Raw genomic sequence first — 14,258 nt, 5'->3', positions numbered from 1 at the left:
CAGCTTATTGCAGCTGCTGCCCATTGGCGAAGATGCTGAAGCCTTCCTTGAACTCGACTTTCGAGGTCAGGCTGTCGGGCTCGGAGCCGGGCACCATGAAGGCCCCCATCATCATCCGCACGCCCATCGCATCCTCTTCCGAGATGATGCCGGTGGCGATCAGGCCGGTGATCAGCTGCTCAGCGCCCGAGACATTGACATTCACCTCGCCCAGCGGTGCCGGGAAGCCGAGGCTGTTGTCGAAGGTCAGCGCGCCGGTCGCGTCCAGCGCGGCACCGGCCAGTTTCAGCGCGGCCTGGGTGATGTTCAGCGATTCCGGCTGCGGGATCACCGGCTGGCCGCCGGCTTCATCGGCAACCGCCATCGCGATCCAGTCGACCTTTGCCTTGCCGTTCAGGTCAAGCGCCAGGTCGAAAGGCTCGCGCTTCAGCGCGCCTTGCGGGTCGAAGAGAGCCCAGCTCTCATCGTTCAGCGTCAGCTGGCCGAGGATCAGTTTCGCGCCGTAATCCGCCGCGGTATCGCCCGACATCACCGGCGAAAGCAGGTTCATCTCGACATCGGCCATGGTGATCTTCGCCGGGGCGGGCAGCCCTTCGGAGGTGACATTGATCTCCAGACCGCCCTCGCCTTTCGAGGTCAGGCTGAACACATCTTTGTTGAACAGCAGATCCGCAACGGCCGGACCGGCTTTCATATCCATATCCAGCGAGAAGAACATCGACTTCTCAGAGGATTTGCCCGTCGATTCGCCATTGGTGGTGTTGAGTTTCAGCTGGAGACCCTGCTGCAGCGCGGTGCCGAAATCGGCCGCCGACTGGATCTCGCCCAGGGTGATCGTGCTCGGCAGGGTGAATTCCGAATTCAGCACCAGATTGACGGATTCGCTGTTCGACGTGCTTTTGGTCTCGAAGGAAGGCTGGTCGGAATTGATCGCATAGACCAGTTTCGCGGCCTCAAGCGCCACGGCGAAAACACGGTTGGTGCCGGGCGTGTCGCTGTAGCTGCCTTTCAGCCCTTCAAAGCTGAACGAGCCGTTATCCTTGCCCGGGGCCGGGGTCTCGCCTTCGTTCGCAGCATAGCCCGGGGTGGTGAAGTCATAGGCGATGTCGAGCTTATTGGCGCTGTAATCATAGACGATGCCGCCATTATCGCCTTCGCGGGCGATGATCGACAGCCCGTCATGGGTCAGTTTGGCCGAGCCACCGTCTTCGGCGGAGCCGGTCTGCAGACCGATCGCGTCGCCGGGGGTGATGGTCACAGTGCCATCGCCATTCTCGGTCAGGGTCAGGGCTGAGACGGTCAGCGGATCGGGCGCGCCTTCGGGGGCGATGCTCAGACCGTTCAGCGTCAGGGTGCCGCCCGAATTGGCCTCGGTCGCGACGGTGATGGTCAGACCGACCAGACCCGCGCCATCTTTCCAGGACTGCCACACCTGATCAGCGGTCAGCGCCGCATGGGCGCTTCCGCTCATCAGAACGACCATTGCGGGAACGGCAAAGCCATACCTCAGAAACGCCATGTGATCTCTCCGGAACAATGCATTTACGGGCGTGACATGCCCAGGTTGGCGAAAGACTGCAAGTCAGCCTTTCCAGACCGGCGGAATTCTACGCGTTTTGTACCGCAAAGCCAGCGCGAAGCGGAGCCGGCGGCGGATCCCCTGCAAGTCCCGCGAAAACCGCCCCCGATCAGCTTCCCCGGTAGGTTGAATAGGCAAAGGGGCTCAGCAGCAGCGGCACATGGTAATGCTGGCCGGCATCACCAATGCCGAAGCGGATAGGGATCAGATCAAGAAACGCATTGTCTCCGGAAATCTGACCGCTTGCCCTGAGATAATCGCCGGCCGCAAAGACCAGCTCATACTCGCCGGGCTGCATGGCCTCGCCCGACAGGAGCGGCGCATCGCTGCGGCCATCGGCATTGGTCACCAGCTGCACCAGCAAGGTGCGGCTCTCGCCCCCGATGCGCCACAGGCTGATCGCCAGACCCGCCGCCGGCCGGCCCCGCGCCGTATCCAGCACATGTGTCGTCAGCCTGCCAGCCATCCGGCGCCCTCCCCTGATCTGTGGCCTCCAGCAAAGCACGGCGCGCGCCGCAGAGAAAGGGGGCCTGCGGCAGGGTCCCACGTCAAAGGGCGTCACAGGGCAGAGAAATGCCTTGCCCTCTCCGCCCGGCTGATCTTCTCTGAACGGGAGAGTGCCGGAGCCTGACCCCATGACCCGTTACCCCCGTGATTTCCGAGGCTATGGCCCCACCCCTCCCGATGCCGCCTGGCCGGGCGGCGCGAAGATCGCCATCTCGCTGGTGCTGAACTATGAAGAGGGCGGCGAGAACAACATCCTGCATGGCGATGCCGGATCAGAGGCCTTTCTCTCGGATATCGCGGGCGCGCAAGCCTGGCCCGGTCAGCGCCACTGGAACATGGAATCGCTTTACGATTACGGCGCCAGGGCCGGGTTCTGGCGGCTCCACCGCCTGTTCACCGCGCAAGGCATCCCGGTCACCGTTTACGGCGTCGCCACTGCCCTGGCGAGAAACCCCGAACAGCTGGCTGCGATGCAGGATTCCGGCTGGGAAATCGCCAGCCACGGGCTGAAATGGATCGACCACCGCGAGATGCCCGAGACAGAGGAGGCCGCGCAGATCGCCGAGGCCTTCCGCCTGCATGAAGAGGTGACGGGTGCGCCGCCCTCCGGCTGGTATACCGGCCGCTGCTCGATGAACACCCTGCGGCTGACGGCAGAGACAGGCCGGCTGGCCTGGATTTCGGACATCTATGACGACGATCTGCCTTACTGGCTGCGGATCGGAGGGCATGACCAGCTGGTCATCCCCTATACGCTTGAGGCCAATGACATGCGCTTTGCCACCGCGCCGGGCTATATCACCGGCGAGCAGTTCTTCACCTATCTGAGGGACACGTTCGATGTGCTTTATGCCGAGGGCGCTGCCGGGCGCGCGAAGATGTTCTCCATCGGGCTGCATAACCGGCTGATCGGCCGGCCGGGCAAGATCGCCGGGCTGATGCGGTTCCTTGATTATGCGCAAGGGCATGAGGGCGTCTGGTTCCCCCGCCGCATCGACATCGCGGATCACTGGCGCCGGGTGCATCCGCCGGCCGCACCGGAACGCCCCTCGCAAATGTCGCAAACCGCCTTTGTCGCCCGCTTTGGCGGTATTTACGAGCATTCCCCCTGGGTGGCCGAGCGCACCTGGGGGCTCGAGCTGGGGCCCGCCCATGACAGCGCGACGGGCCTCGCCAATGCCATGGCCCGCGCCTTCCGCCGCGCCACTCCGGAGGAACGTCTCGCAGTGCTGCGCGCCCATCCCGATCTCGCCGGCAAGCTGGCTTTGGCAAAGCGGCTGACGGCGGAAAGCACGGCGGAACAGGCCTCGGCGGCGCTTGACGCGCTGACCGATGCGGAACGCGCGGAATTCCAGCGGCTCAATGCCGAATACACCGCCCGCCACGGCTTTCCCTTCATCATCGCGGTCCGCGACAATACCAAAGCTTCGATTCTCGCGGGTTTCAGAACCCGCATCGCCAATGACAGCGAGACCGAGCTCAGAACCGCCTGCTCCCAGGTGGAACGCATCGCCACCCTTCGCCTGAAAGACCTCCTGCCATGACGACACGCAGCTATTACGCGCCCGAAGGCGGGTTGCCGCCCCAGACGAGGCTGATGACCGGCCGCGCGGTGTTCACCGAGGCCTATGCGGTGATCCCTAAGGGCTGTTTCTCGGATATCCTCACCAGTTTCCTGCCCGGCTGGGCGAAAACCAAACTCTGGCTGATCGCCCGCCCGATGAGCGGTTTCGCGGAAACCTTCAGCCAATATGTGATGGAGGTCTCCCCCGGTGGCGGCTCGGCCACCCCCGAACCCGAGCCCGGCGCCGAAGGCTGGCTCTTCTTTACGGGCGGCCTCGCCACCCTGACCCTGAACGGCACCGGCTATGAGATGGAGGCAGGCTCCTACGCCTATCTCCCGCCCGGCACCTCCTGGACCCTCTTCGCCGAAGGCACGGCCCCCGCCCGCTTCCACTGGATCCGCAAACTCTGGGAGCCCGCGCCCGGCCTCACGCCTCCCGATGCAATCGTGATCAACGAACGCGACATCGCGCCGACAGCGATGCCCGACACGGGCGGCGCCTGGGCCACCACCCGCTTTGTCCCCCCCGAAGACCTGCGCCATGATGGTCATGTCACCATCGTGACCTTCCAGCCCGGCGGCGTGATCCCCTTCGAGGAAACCCATGTCATGGAACACGGCCTCTATGTGCTGGAGGGCAAAGCCGTCTACAAACTCAACCAGGACTGGGTCGAGGTCGAGGCCGGCGATTTCATGTGGCTGCGCGCCTATTGCCCGCAAGCCTGCTATGCCGGCGGCCCCGGCCCCTTCCGCTACCTCCTCTATAAAGACGTGAACCGCCACGCGAAACTGCGCGGCCCCGGCGCCTTTGGCAGCCTTTCCGGGCGCTGACTGCCGCCCATTCATCTGTCCTCAAATATCCTCGGGGGTCCGGGGGCGGAAAGCCCCCGGCGCTCTCCACCAGCGCAAAGGCCGCCATGGACATCCACCCCGAACCGCTGACAGCCGAAGCCTTCGCCCCTTTCGGAGAGGTGATCGAGGCAACCGGCCCCTTCCGCCTGATCAATGACGGCCTGTGTCAGCGTCATCACGATCGTGCCCGCCTCGATTTCGGCACCGACACCACCCCGCCCGGCCGCGCTGGCATCTCGGTCTTCAGCGCCACGCCGCGCGCCCTGCCCTATGAATTTGACCTGATCGAGCGCCATCCCGACGGCTCGCAAGCCTTTCTCCCACTGTCGGAGCACCCGTTTCTGGTGATCGTGTCCGACGGTCCCGACGCGGTGCCGCGTGCGTTCCTGACCAATGGTGCCCAGGGTGTGAACCTGCATCGCGGCATCTGGCACGGGGTGCTGACGCCGCTCAGCCCGCCGGGGCTGTTTGCGGTGGTGGACCGGATCGGCGAGAGCCGCAATCTTGAGGAATACCGCTACCCGCGTCTTTGGCGGGTGGTGGAGGCGGGGTTCCACCCCGCACCCCGAAGTATTTAAGTCAAGAGGAAGATCAGAGCCGGGGGACGGGAAGACCCAGTTTTTCGGCAACGGATTGGAGGGTTGCGGCTTTCTTTGGGCTCCAATCCGCCTTGCGGGCGAGAAAGAGCGTGGCCTGGCTTTGATGGATCAGCCCGTCCGAAAGGATTTTGAGGTGATTGGCGTGCAAAGTCTCGCCCGAGGAGGTGATGTCGGCAATCGCCTCGGCGGTGAGGTTCTTCACCGTGCCCTCGGTTGCGCCCTGGCTGTCGACAAGCGCGTAATCGGCGACGCCGTTGGCGGTCAGGAATTCGCGCACGAGTCGGTGATATTTGGTCGCAATCCGCAGGCGGAAACCGTGCTGCGCGCGGAAAGCGCTCGCCGCCGCATCGAGATCGTCCAGCGTATCGACATCGACCCAGGCCTGCGGCACCGCGATCACCAGATCGGCATGGCCAAAGCCAAGCGCCTGCCAGTCGGTCACCCGCGCCTGCCATCCCGCCAGCTTGTCGCGCACGAGATCTGAGCCGGTGACGCCCAGATGAATCCGCCCTGCCGTCAGTTCGCGCGGGATCTCTCCGGCGGACAGCATCACCAGCTCCACCCCCTCGATCCCGTCGATGCGGCCCGAATATTCCCGTTCATTGCCGGTCTTCACCATCGCCAGCCCGCGCGCCCCGAACCAGTCGAAGGTTTTCTCCATCAGCCGGCCCTTGGAGGGCACCCCGATCTTCAGCATCAGATTTCCCCCCTGAGGCGCGCGACCAGTTCGGGGCGGATGATCCCCCCCACCGCCGGGATCGAGCCGCTTTGGCCCAGATGTGCCGTCAACGCATCATAGCGCCCGCCTGAGGCCACTGCCGGCAGGTCCGGATCGGCTGCAGCAAGGGTGAAAACGAAACCGTCGTAATATTCCAGCGTGGTGCGACCGTGGCTCGCCTCGAAAGGCAGGCTTTCGACATCAATGCCACGCGCCTTCAGCGCATCGAGCCGCGCCGCGAAAGCGTCAATCGCCGGGGTGATCGCGGGCAGCATCGGCGCAATGCCGCGCAAATGCGCCAGCGCCGCCAGCGAGGGTGCCTGGAGCGTCAACAGATCGTAAAGCAGCGCCGCCTCTGTCGCCGCAATCGGCGGGGTGGCCGCATCCTCCAGCAGTGCCGCCGCCCGTTCCGCGATGTCTTCGGCCGAGCGCAGGCCGACCAGCGGGCCCGCTGCGGCGATCAGCGCCCCCGGCGCGTCGGATTTCAGCCGGTCGAGCAAGGCGGCCCGGGCCGGCGATGGCACGGCACGGCCGGCAAAACGGTCGAGCAGGGCGCGAAAACGCTTCGGGCGCCAGATATGGCGCAAGAGCGCCGCCTTGCGCCGGCCCGGGGTCGAAAGCCCCCGCACTGCTGCCATCAGAATGCCGATATCGCCGGTGGCAGGGCGCAGGTTCAACGGCGCCAGCAGGCTGGAAAACAGCGCGAAAACCTCGGCATCGGCCTCGGGGGCTGCGCGGTCGAACACCTCGAAACCCACCTGGAGATATTCGCGGGCGCGGGCATCGGGGTCTTCCTGGCGGCGGAAAACCTCGCCCATATAGGCATATCGCGCAGGCTCGGCACCGTCGCGCATATGCGCCTCGACCACCGGCACGGTGAAATCGGGGCGCAGCATCATCTCACCAAGGCCCGGATCGGCAGTCACATAGGCGCGGGCGCGGATATCCTCACCGTAAAGGTCGAGAAGCGTGCCGGCGGGCTGCAGGATCTCGGTCTCGACCGCCACCGCACCAGCCGCGAGCAACTGGCCATAAAGCGCTTCGGCAACGGCGCGGATGCTGGCCTTGTTGCTGGCAGACAGCGTCATTGCGCGAGCATCTTGCGGAGCGCCGCGACAAGCTCGCCGCGCGGGGTTTCGACCTGGGCGGGGCGGTCCTTCCATTCCTCAAGCGTGGCATTCTCGGCGATCTTCGCGCCAAGGATCAGGTCTTTCAGCACCACGACGCCGCGCGCCGCCTCGTCCGAACCCTGGATCACCGCGACCGGGCTGTGACGTTTATCCGCATATTTCAGCTGGTTGCCGAAGTTTTTCGGATTGCCGAGATAGACCTCGGCGCGGATGCCCGCATTCCTGAGATCCGCGACCATGGACATGTAATCAGCCATGCGGTCGCGATCCATCACCGTGACGACCACAGGCCCGGTGGTGTCCGCTGCGACCCGCCCCTTGGCATGCAGCGCCGCAAGCAGCCGGTCAACCCCGATGGAAATTCCGGTTGCAGGCACTGCCTGGCCGGTGAAACGCTTCACGAGATCATCATAGCGCCCGCCGCCCGCCACGCTGCCGAACTGGCGCTTGCGGCCTTTTTCGTCAAGGATCTCAAAGGTCAGCTCGGCCTCGAAAACCGGGCCGGTATAATAGCCAAGGCCGCGCACGACGCCCGGATCCAGCACGATCCGGTCAGACCCATAGCCGCCCGCATCCAGCAGCGCCGCGATGGTTTCCAGCTCATTGACGCCTTCGGCTCCCAGTAGCGAGGCGCCGACCAGTTCGCGCAGCCGCGCGACGGTCGCAGCCCCGCTGTCGCGTTTGGCAGAGACGAAGCCCATCACCACTTCGGCCTGTTCAGAAGACAGGCCAGCACCTTTGGTGAAATCGCCGGACTCGTCCTTGCGGCCCTCGCCCAAGAGCGCCCGCACACCCGCATCGCCCAGCCGGTCGATCTTGTCGATGGCACGCAAGACGATGCCGCGCTCGGCCTCGAACCGCGCGGCGTCGGAGGGATCGAGAACGCCCGCGACCTCCATCACCCCGTTGAGAACCTTGCGGTTATTGACCTTGACCACATAATCGCCGCGCGGGATGCCAACGGTCTCCAGCGCGTCCGACAGCATGGCGCAGATCTCGGCATCGGCGGCCACCGAGCCGGTGCCGACTGTATCGGCGTCGCATTGATAGAACTGGCGGAAACGGCCGGGCCCCGGCTTTTCATTCCTCCAGACCGGCCCCATCGCATAGCGGCGGTAAGGCGAGGGCAAGTCGTTCCTGTACTGCGCCGCGACGCGCGCCAGCGGCGCGGTCAGGTCGTAGCGCAGGGCCATCCAGGCCTCATCCTCATCCTGCCAGGCGAAAACGCCTTCATTCGGGCGGTCCACATCGGGGAGGAATTTGCCCAAAGCCTCGACGGTTTCCACCGCAGAGGTCTCAAGCGCCTCGAACCCGTAGCGATGATAGACCCCGGCAATGGCGTCGAGCATCGCCTTCCTCTCGGTCACTTCAGCGCCGAAATAATCGCGGAAACCCTTGGGGGTCTCGGCCCGGGGGCGGCGGATCTTGCCTTCGGACATGGGTTCTGCCTTCGGATAGGGGGTTTTCCCCGATGCATTGCAGCCTGGCGGCACTTGCTGCATCCTCTAGCGGATGGGGCAAGAGGCGACAAGCGGGGGATGAATGGCCATGGCGGAAGCACTGGAAGAGCGGATCGCCCATCTGATCCGGGCGGTGGATGACCTCTCGGATGTGGTGGCGCGCCAGGACCGCGAGATCACACAGCTGTCGCGCCGCGTACAGATGCTGATGGAGCGCGAGGCCGATCGCGAGATGATGGCAAGCGAGGCGCCGGCGGCGAACCAGCCGCCGCCGCATTGGTGAAACCGCTGAAAGCGGCCCTGGACATGATCCGCCTTCGCCTGTGTACCCTTGTCGCAGCGGTGTTTCTGACGCTGCTGCCCGCATCTGGGCAGACCGATATCGCCATCCCCTCCGGCCCGCGCGAGACGCTGGGCCTGATGCAGGACGCCATGACCAGGGCCGCCCCTGACCTGCCCGTCACGCTGGATGAAACCGATCTGAGCCTTGCGGTGACGCTGCCAGGGGGCGAGACGACAACGCTTTATCCCGACAATCTCGACATGGCGCTGCGGGCCGAACCCGATGCCACCCGCCGACAGGAGATTTTCGACCGCCATATGGCGGCGGTCATCGCCTCATTTGACGAGACCGGCGCCGAAAGCGAGGTTGATCCGGCCAGCGTGATGCCGGTGATCCGCGACAGGCTGAGGCTGGCCGCTGCTTTGCCAGAGGAGCCGCCCTTGCTGCCCTTTGCCGGCGGCCTGATCCAGTATTGGGTGGTGGACCAGCCGGAATGGACCGCTTCGCTTGACAAGGATATGATGAAGGTGCTGGCGCTGGACCCCGATGGCCTTGCCTCGCTGAGCCAGAGCAACCTTGCCGCGCGGCTGAAAGAAATGACCATCTCGCAAACCGGCCCCTATTATCAGGTCAGGCTGGACGGCTATTACGAATCCTCGCTCCTGCTGATCTCCGCGCTGTGGGAGGAGCGGGCAAAGGGCCATCAGAGCCTGATCGCCGCCATCCCCACCCGCGACACCCTGATCTGGATCGCCGATGGCAGCCCGGATGACATCGCCGCCCTGCGCGGGCTGGCCGGAACCAGCTGGGAAAGCGGGGCCTATGCGGTCAGCCCCGATCTCTTCAGCTGGACAGGCGAGGGCTGGGTGGTGCTGGCAGAGTAATCCCCGGTGCAGTCCTTCGCGATGCGGGGCAAAACTTTGCCGTTTTGTCGCGGTAGCGCGGCAGGAAAGTCTTCCGGTGATTTTAACCATGATACGCCCAGTTTCCCTTTGCCTCTCGCTTCTTCTCGGCGCCCTGTCCGCCCCGGGCTTCGCCGATCTGCCGCGCCCGCTGGATGACCGGCACACCCTCCGCATGGTGCTGGACGCGCTGCAAATCCAGGATCCGGCCCTTGCAGCGCGTTACGCCGGCAACAGGGGCGGAGCATGGGCGCGCCAAGGCACACCCATCCTCGGGCTGCCGGATCTGACCGAAAGCCTGCGCGAGACAAAGAGCGGCGCCGGGCGCGAGCAGCTGGTCCAGGACTTCGTTGCGCACCTGGTGCAACGACATCAGGAGACTACGGCAAAAAACAACGCCCCCCGGACCGTAAAACCGCCACAGCCCGAGCTGATCGTGCCCCGGATTATGATGCCGCGTGACATCAACGACGAGGACGCGAAGCCCTGGAGGAAAAATCAGGGCGTCAGCACGACCCTGACCGACGCGTTTCAGGTTCATTGGGGGATATGGGAGGAGAGGTTTTCGAACAACCACGTCTTTACGCCCGGCTGCCTGGAAAGGAGCGTGGGTCATTCCGCCTGTGACCGCAGGGAAACCATCAGCGCCGGGCTGGCCAATCTGCCGGCAATGACCGCCGGGCTGCACCCTGAACGGCTGCAAGGCGGGCGGATTCAGATGGTGATGGGGGCGGATGCCTGGACATTTCTGTGCAGGACACCTTCTGGCAGGATCAGACGAAGGCGCGGATCGTGGCGGCCATCCCCCGTACCGACCTGATCCTCTGGGCCAGCGATCCCGGGGATGCGGAAATCGCCATTCTGAGACAGCTGGCCGAATGGGCGATACGCTATCCCGACGTCAAAACCATCAGGGCACGGTTTTCGTCAGATGTCCGGCTGCCCCATGAGACATTCCCGGTCCTCTCCCCGCTGCGGCTGGCCGAGCCCCGGCCCCTCGCCAGCGACCTGTTGCTCCGCACCGGCCCGCAACTCTGGCATGATACCGGCTGGACGGTGCTGGAAGAATAGGGATCAGACCTCTTCGACCATCACCACGCCCTGCATCGCCTTGATAGCGCCCCGGATCTGCGGGCTGACCGGGTAAGGATCGGGCAGCAACAGGTCGATCTCGCGCCCCTCTTCGTCGGGGACGCAAAGCGTGACGCGCCCGCGCATCCTGCCCTCGGATTTGCCGAGCAGCATCGCGATGGAATTCACCGCCTCGGGCCGGTCGATATGGATGCGGATATCGGCGGCCTCGGCCTTTGCCGCCACCTGGTCAATCGGCTGGACGCCATTGGCAAGCAGCTTGACGCCCTCGCCCTCCGGATCGACCTTGACGGTGAGGACCACATTGCTGCCGGGTTCGAGGAATTCGCGGCAGGCCTCCAGCACATCCGAGAAGCAGGTGACCTCGTAAAGCCCGGTCGGGTCGGAAAGCGAGACAAAGGCGAAACGGTTGCCTTTCGCCGATTTCCGCTCTTGCCGCGCCGAGACCGAGCCGGCGATTTTGGCCACCATCGGGCCTTTGGCCAGCGCTTTGCGGGTGATCTCGGCCAGGGTCTCGACCTTCTGCCGTTTCAGCGCCGGCATGTAATCGTCAAGCGGATGGCCCGAGAGGTAGAACCCCACCGCCTGATGCTCATGCCCCAGCCGTTCCACCGGCAGCCAGTCATCGCGGTAGGGCATGCGCGGCTCGGGAATATCGGCGCCCGTCTCGCCAAAAAGCGAGACCTGGTTCGAGGCCGCCGCCTCATGCACCGCCGCCGAATAAGCCACCAGCCCGTCCAGAGCCTCGAACACCCGGGCGCGGTTGGGGTCAAGCTGATCAAAGGCGCCGGCACGGGCCAGCATCTCCATCGGGCGTTTGCCGATCCTTTTCAGATCCACCCTGCGGGCAAAATCGAAAAGCGTGGCGAAGGGCTTCTCGCTGCCATTGATCCGGCGCGCCTCGACGATCGAGCGCATCGCCTCGACACCGACATTTTTCAGCGCACCAAGGCCATAGACCAGTTTCTGATCCCTGACCGAGAACACCGCGAGGCTGCGGTTGACGCAAGGCGGCACCACCTGGACCTCCATCCGGTCCAGCTCGCGTTTGTAGACCGCCAGCTTGTCGGTGAGATGGATATCGCAATTCATCACGCCGGACATGAATTCGACCGGGTGGTTCGCTTTCATCCAGCCGGTCTGGTAGCTGACGACCGCATAGGCGGCTGCGTGCGATTTGTTGAAGCCGTAATTCGCGAATTTCTCCAGGAGGTCAAAGACCTCGCCGGATTTCTTGGTGTCGATCTGGTGGGTGGCGGTGCAGCCCTCGATGAATTTGGGCCGCTCCTTCGCCATTTCCTCGGCGATCTTTTTCCCCATCGCGCGGCGCAGAAGATCGGCGCCGCCAAGCGAATAGCCCGCCATCACCTGGGCGATCTGCATCACCTGTTCCTGGTAGACGATGATGCCCTGCGTCTCTTTCAGGATATGGTCGATGGTTGGATGGATCGATTCCAGCGGCTTCGTGCCGTTCTTCACCTCGCAATAGGTCGGGATATTCTCCATTGGGCCGGGGCGATACAGCGCCACCAGCGCCACGATATCCTCGATACAGGTGGGTTTCATGCGCCGGAGCGCATCCATCATCCCCGAGCTTTCCACCTGGAAGACCGCTACCGTGCGCGCCGCCGAGTAAAGCTCATAGGTCGCTTTGTCATCCAGCGGGATATGCCCGATATCGTTCTCGGCACCCTTCGGCGGATCGTAAAGCCGGATGCCATCGGGGCCGATATGCAAGGGCCGCCCCGCCTCCAGCACCTGGCGGATCGCGTCCTTGATCACGGTCAGGGTCTTGAGGCCAAGGAAGTCGAATTTCACCAGCCCCGCCGCCTCGACCCATTTCATGTTGAACTGGGTGGCCGGCGTATCCGAGCGCGGATCCTGATACAGCGGCACCAGCTCATCCAGCGGCCGGTCGCCGATCACCACCCCGGCGGCATGGGTGCCGGCAGAGCGGTAAAGCCCCTCGACCTGTTCGGCATATTTCAGAAGCCGCCCGACCACCTCTTCCTTCGCCGCCTCGCGCAGGCGCGGCTCATCCGCCAGCGCCTTGGTGATCGAGACCGGCTTGACGCCTTCGACCGGGATCATCTTGGCCAGACGGTCGACCTGGCCATAAGACATTTGCAGGACGCGCCCCACATCGCGCACCGCCATTTTCGACAGCAAAGCGCCGAAGGTGATGATCTGCGCAACCTTGTCGCGACCATATTTGTCCTGGACATACTGGATCACCTCCTCGCGGCGATCCATGCAGAAGTCGATATCGAAGTCGGGCATCGAGACCCGTTCGGGGTTCAGGAACCGCTCGAACAGCAGCGCATAGCGCAAAGGGTCAAGGTCGGTGATCGTCAGCACATAGGCGACCAGCGACCCCGCCCCCGAACCCCGCCCCGGCCCGACCGGAATATCGTGGTCTTTTGCCCATTTGATGAAATCGGCCACGATCAGAAAATAGCCCGGGAAGCCCATCCGCTCGATGATCGAAAGTTCGAATTTCAGCCGTTCCTCGTATTCCTCGCGCGGAGCCGCCAGGGGGATCACAGTCAGACGCGCCTCCAGCCCCTCCCAGGCCTGACGGCGCAGTTCCTCAACCTCGTCTTCCGCGAAGATCGGCAGGATCGGCTTCCTCTTATAGGCCATGAAGGCGCAGCGGCGCGCGATCTCGACCGAGTTTTCCAGCGCCTCTGGCAGGTCGGCAAACAGCGCGCACATCTCTGCTTCCGATTTCAGATAATGCTGTGGCGTCAGCCGGCGGCGCGGCTCCAGCTGGTCGACATAGGCGCCCTCGGCAATACAGATCAGCGCGTCATGCGCCTCATACATGTCGGATTTCGGGAAATAGACGTCATTCGTCGCCACCAGCGGCAGGTTCAGCGCGTAAGCCAGCTCGATATGGCCACGCTCGGACGAAGCCTCCGCATGCGGCAGCCGCCCACCCTCGCCCGGATGGCGCTGCAACTCGACATAAAGCCGGTCCGGGTAGATCGCGGCAAGCCGCTGCACCAGCGCCCGCGCTTTCGGCTCCTGCCCGCCCTGCAACAGCCGGCCCAGAGGCCCGTCCGGCCCGCCGGTCAGGCAGATCACCCCCCCCGAATGCGCCGCCAGCTGATCGACCGTCACCTGCACCAGCTGCCCCGCCTTGCCGAGATAGAGGCAGGAGTTCAGCTTCATCAGATTCTCGTAGCCCGCCTCGGACTGTGCCAGCAGCACAACCGAAGCCGGCAGGCGCGGCTTTTCCCCCGGCGCCGCCGGATCATAATCCAGCGCCACCTGGCAGCCGATGATCGGCTGCAGCCCGGCATCCTTGCAATGGCTGGAAAATTCCAGCGCGCAGAACATGTTGTTGGAATCGGTGACCGCGATCGCCGGCATCTCTGCCGCCGCCGCCAGCTTGACCAGTTTCTTCACCGGCACCGCACCTTCCAGCAGCGAATGTTCGGTATGGGTCCGCAGATGGATGAATTTCAAAGCGCCTGACATGCCCCCAATCTAGCCCCTGCCCCCCGCCGGCGAAAGGCCGAAACCCGCTTTGCCCGCACAGGTGGCAGCCGGCCGCCCCGATCGTGCCT

Annotated in this window: 13 protein-coding genes; 7 read left to right on the top strand and 6 right to left on the bottom strand. The window is 64.4% G+C overall.

The annotated features are described in order from the left end of the window. Positions 1-4: 4 nt before the first annotated feature. Both DRF71_RS18970 and uraH read right to left on the bottom strand, forming a co-directional pair. Positions 5-1,519, bottom strand: coding sequence for a DUF2125 domain-containing protein (locus tag DRF71_RS18970; protein WP_112312061.1), 1,515 nt, complete (start codon positions 1,517-1,519; stop codon positions 5-7). 169 nt (positions 1,520-1,688) lie between these two features. Beyond that, positions 1,689-2,045, bottom strand: a complete 357-nt coding sequence (gene uraH, locus DRF71_RS18965; RefSeq protein ID WP_112312060.1) for a hydroxyisourate hydrolase — start codon at positions 2,043-2,045, stop codon at positions 1,689-1,691. A 169-nt stretch (positions 2,046-2,214) separates the two neighbouring features. Between uraH and puuE the strand changes: the two genes are divergently transcribed. The 3 genes from puuE to DRF71_RS18950 all read left to right on the top strand — a co-directional run bounded on the left by puuE (position 2,215) and on the right by DRF71_RS18950 (position 5,080). Beyond that, positions 2,215-3,630, top strand: a complete 1,416-nt coding sequence (gene puuE / locus DRF71_RS18960) for an allantoinase PuuE (RefSeq protein WP_112312059.1) — start codon at positions 2,215-2,217, stop codon at positions 3,628-3,630. After that, positions 3,627-4,481 carry a bifunctional allantoicase/(S)-ureidoglycine aminohydrolase gene (locus DRF71_RS18955; RefSeq protein ID WP_112312058.1) on the top strand — a complete coding sequence of 285 codons (855 nt, stop codon included), beginning with the start codon at positions 3,627-3,629 and terminating at the stop codon, positions 4,479-4,481. Before puuE ends, DRF71_RS18955 begins: the two co-directional genes overlap by 4 nt. Positions 4,482-4,567: 86 nt before the next feature. Next, positions 4,568-5,080, top strand: a complete 513-nt coding sequence (locus tag DRF71_RS18950) for an ureidoglycolate lyase (protein WP_112312057.1) — start codon at positions 4,568-4,570, stop codon at positions 5,078-5,080. A gap of 13 nt (positions 5,081-5,093) precedes the next feature. Here the strand turns inward: DRF71_RS18950 and hisG are convergent, their stop codons facing one another. From hisG to hisS, 3 genes are read right to left on the bottom strand one after another with little or no spacing between them, the layout of a single operon-like run. Then, positions 5,094-5,801 carry an ATP phosphoribosyltransferase gene (hisG, locus tag DRF71_RS18945; RefSeq protein ID WP_112312056.1) on the bottom strand — a complete coding sequence of 236 codons (708 nt, stop codon included), beginning with the start codon at positions 5,799-5,801 and terminating at the stop codon, positions 5,094-5,096. Further along, positions 5,798-6,907, bottom strand: coding sequence for an ATP phosphoribosyltransferase regulatory subunit (locus DRF71_RS18940; protein WP_112312055.1), 1,110 nt, complete (start codon positions 6,905-6,907; stop codon positions 5,798-5,800). Before DRF71_RS18940 ends, hisG begins: the two co-directional genes overlap by 4 nt. Next, entirely contained in the window at positions 6,904-8,388 is a 1,485-nt protein-coding gene (gene hisS / locus DRF71_RS18935; RefSeq protein WP_112312175.1) for a histidine--tRNA ligase, read from the bottom strand. Before hisS ends, DRF71_RS18940 begins: the two co-directional genes overlap by 4 nt. Positions 8,389-8,497: 109 nt before the next feature. On the opposite strand from hisS, the gene DRF71_RS18930 reads away from it, so the two are divergent. The 4 genes from DRF71_RS18930 to DRF71_RS18915 all read left to right on the top strand — a co-directional run bounded on the left by DRF71_RS18930 (position 8,498) and on the right by DRF71_RS18915 (position 10,665). Continuing rightward, positions 8,498-8,692: a SlyX family protein gene (locus DRF71_RS18930; protein WP_232831583.1), complete on the top strand. Its 195-nt coding sequence runs from the start codon at positions 8,498-8,500 to the stop codon at positions 8,690-8,692. 23 nt (positions 8,693-8,715) lie between these two features. Next, on the top strand, positions 8,716-9,576 hold the full coding sequence (locus tag DRF71_RS18925; RefSeq protein ID WP_157971161.1) for a hypothetical protein: 861 nt from the start codon (positions 8,716-8,718) through the stop codon (positions 9,574-9,576). A gap of 193 nt (positions 9,577-9,769) precedes the next feature. Next, positions 9,770-10,414 carry a hypothetical protein gene (locus DRF71_RS18920; RefSeq protein WP_232831582.1) on the top strand — a complete coding sequence of 215 codons (645 nt, stop codon included), beginning with the start codon at positions 9,770-9,772 and terminating at the stop codon, positions 10,412-10,414. Then, positions 10,387-10,665, top strand: a complete 279-nt coding sequence (locus tag DRF71_RS18915) for a hypothetical protein (RefSeq protein WP_112312051.1) — start codon at positions 10,387-10,389, stop codon at positions 10,663-10,665. Before DRF71_RS18920 ends, DRF71_RS18915 begins: the two co-directional genes overlap by 28 nt. A 3-nt stretch (positions 10,666-10,668) precedes the next feature. On the opposite strand, the gene dnaE is transcribed toward DRF71_RS18915, so the two are convergent. After that, positions 10,669-14,169, bottom strand: coding sequence for a DNA polymerase III subunit alpha (dnaE, locus tag DRF71_RS18910; RefSeq protein ID WP_112312050.1), 3,501 nt, complete (start codon positions 14,167-14,169; stop codon positions 10,669-10,671). Between the last annotated feature and the right edge of the window lie 89 nt (positions 14,170-14,258).

The sequence above is a fragment of the Pseudogemmobacter bohemicus genome (genome assembly GCF_003290025.1).
Classification (GTDB): domain Bacteria; phylum Pseudomonadota; class Alphaproteobacteria; order Rhodobacterales; family Rhodobacteraceae; genus Pseudogemmobacter; species Pseudogemmobacter bohemicus.
This window is presented reverse-complemented; position numbering and strand designations above follow the sequence as displayed.

Bases quoted from the DNA above. Each gene is read 5' to 3' on its own strand.
- DRF71_RS18970 (WP_112312061.1), bottom strand. From the start codon at position 1,519: ATGGCGTTTCTGAGGTATGGCTTTGCCGTTCCCGCAATGGTCGTTCTG.
- uraH (WP_112312060.1), bottom strand. From the start codon at position 2,045: ATGGCTGGCAGGCTGACGACACATGTGCTGGATACGGCGCGGGGCCGG.
- puuE (WP_112312059.1), top strand. From the start codon at position 2,215: ATGACCCGTTACCCCCGTGATTTCCGAGGCTATGGCCCCACCCCTCCC.
- DRF71_RS18955 (WP_112312058.1), top strand. From the start codon at position 3,627: ATGACGACACGCAGCTATTACGCGCCCGAAGGCGGGTTGCCGCCCCAG.
- DRF71_RS18950 (WP_112312057.1), top strand. From the start codon at position 4,568: ATGGACATCCACCCCGAACCGCTGACAGCCGAAGCCTTCGCCCCTTTC.
- DRF71_RS18940 (WP_112312055.1), bottom strand. From the start codon at position 6,907: ATGACGCTGTCTGCCAGCAACAAGGCCAGCATCCGCGCCGTTGCCGAA.
- hisS (WP_112312175.1), bottom strand. From the start codon at position 8,388: ATGTCCGAAGGCAAGATCCGCCGCCCCCGGGCCGAGACCCCCAAGGGT.
- DRF71_RS18930 (WP_232831583.1), top strand. From the start codon at position 8,498: ATGGCGGAAGCACTGGAAGAGCGGATCGCCCATCTGATCCGGGCGGTG.
- DRF71_RS18925 (WP_157971161.1), top strand. From the start codon at position 8,716: ATGATCCGCCTTCGCCTGTGTACCCTTGTCGCAGCGGTGTTTCTGACG.
- DRF71_RS18920 (WP_232831582.1), top strand. From the start codon at position 9,770: ATGGTGCTGGACGCGCTGCAAATCCAGGATCCGGCCCTTGCAGCGCGT.
- dnaE (WP_112312050.1), bottom strand. From the start codon at position 14,169: ATGTCAGGCGCTTTGAAATTCATCCATCTGCGGACCCATACCGAACAT.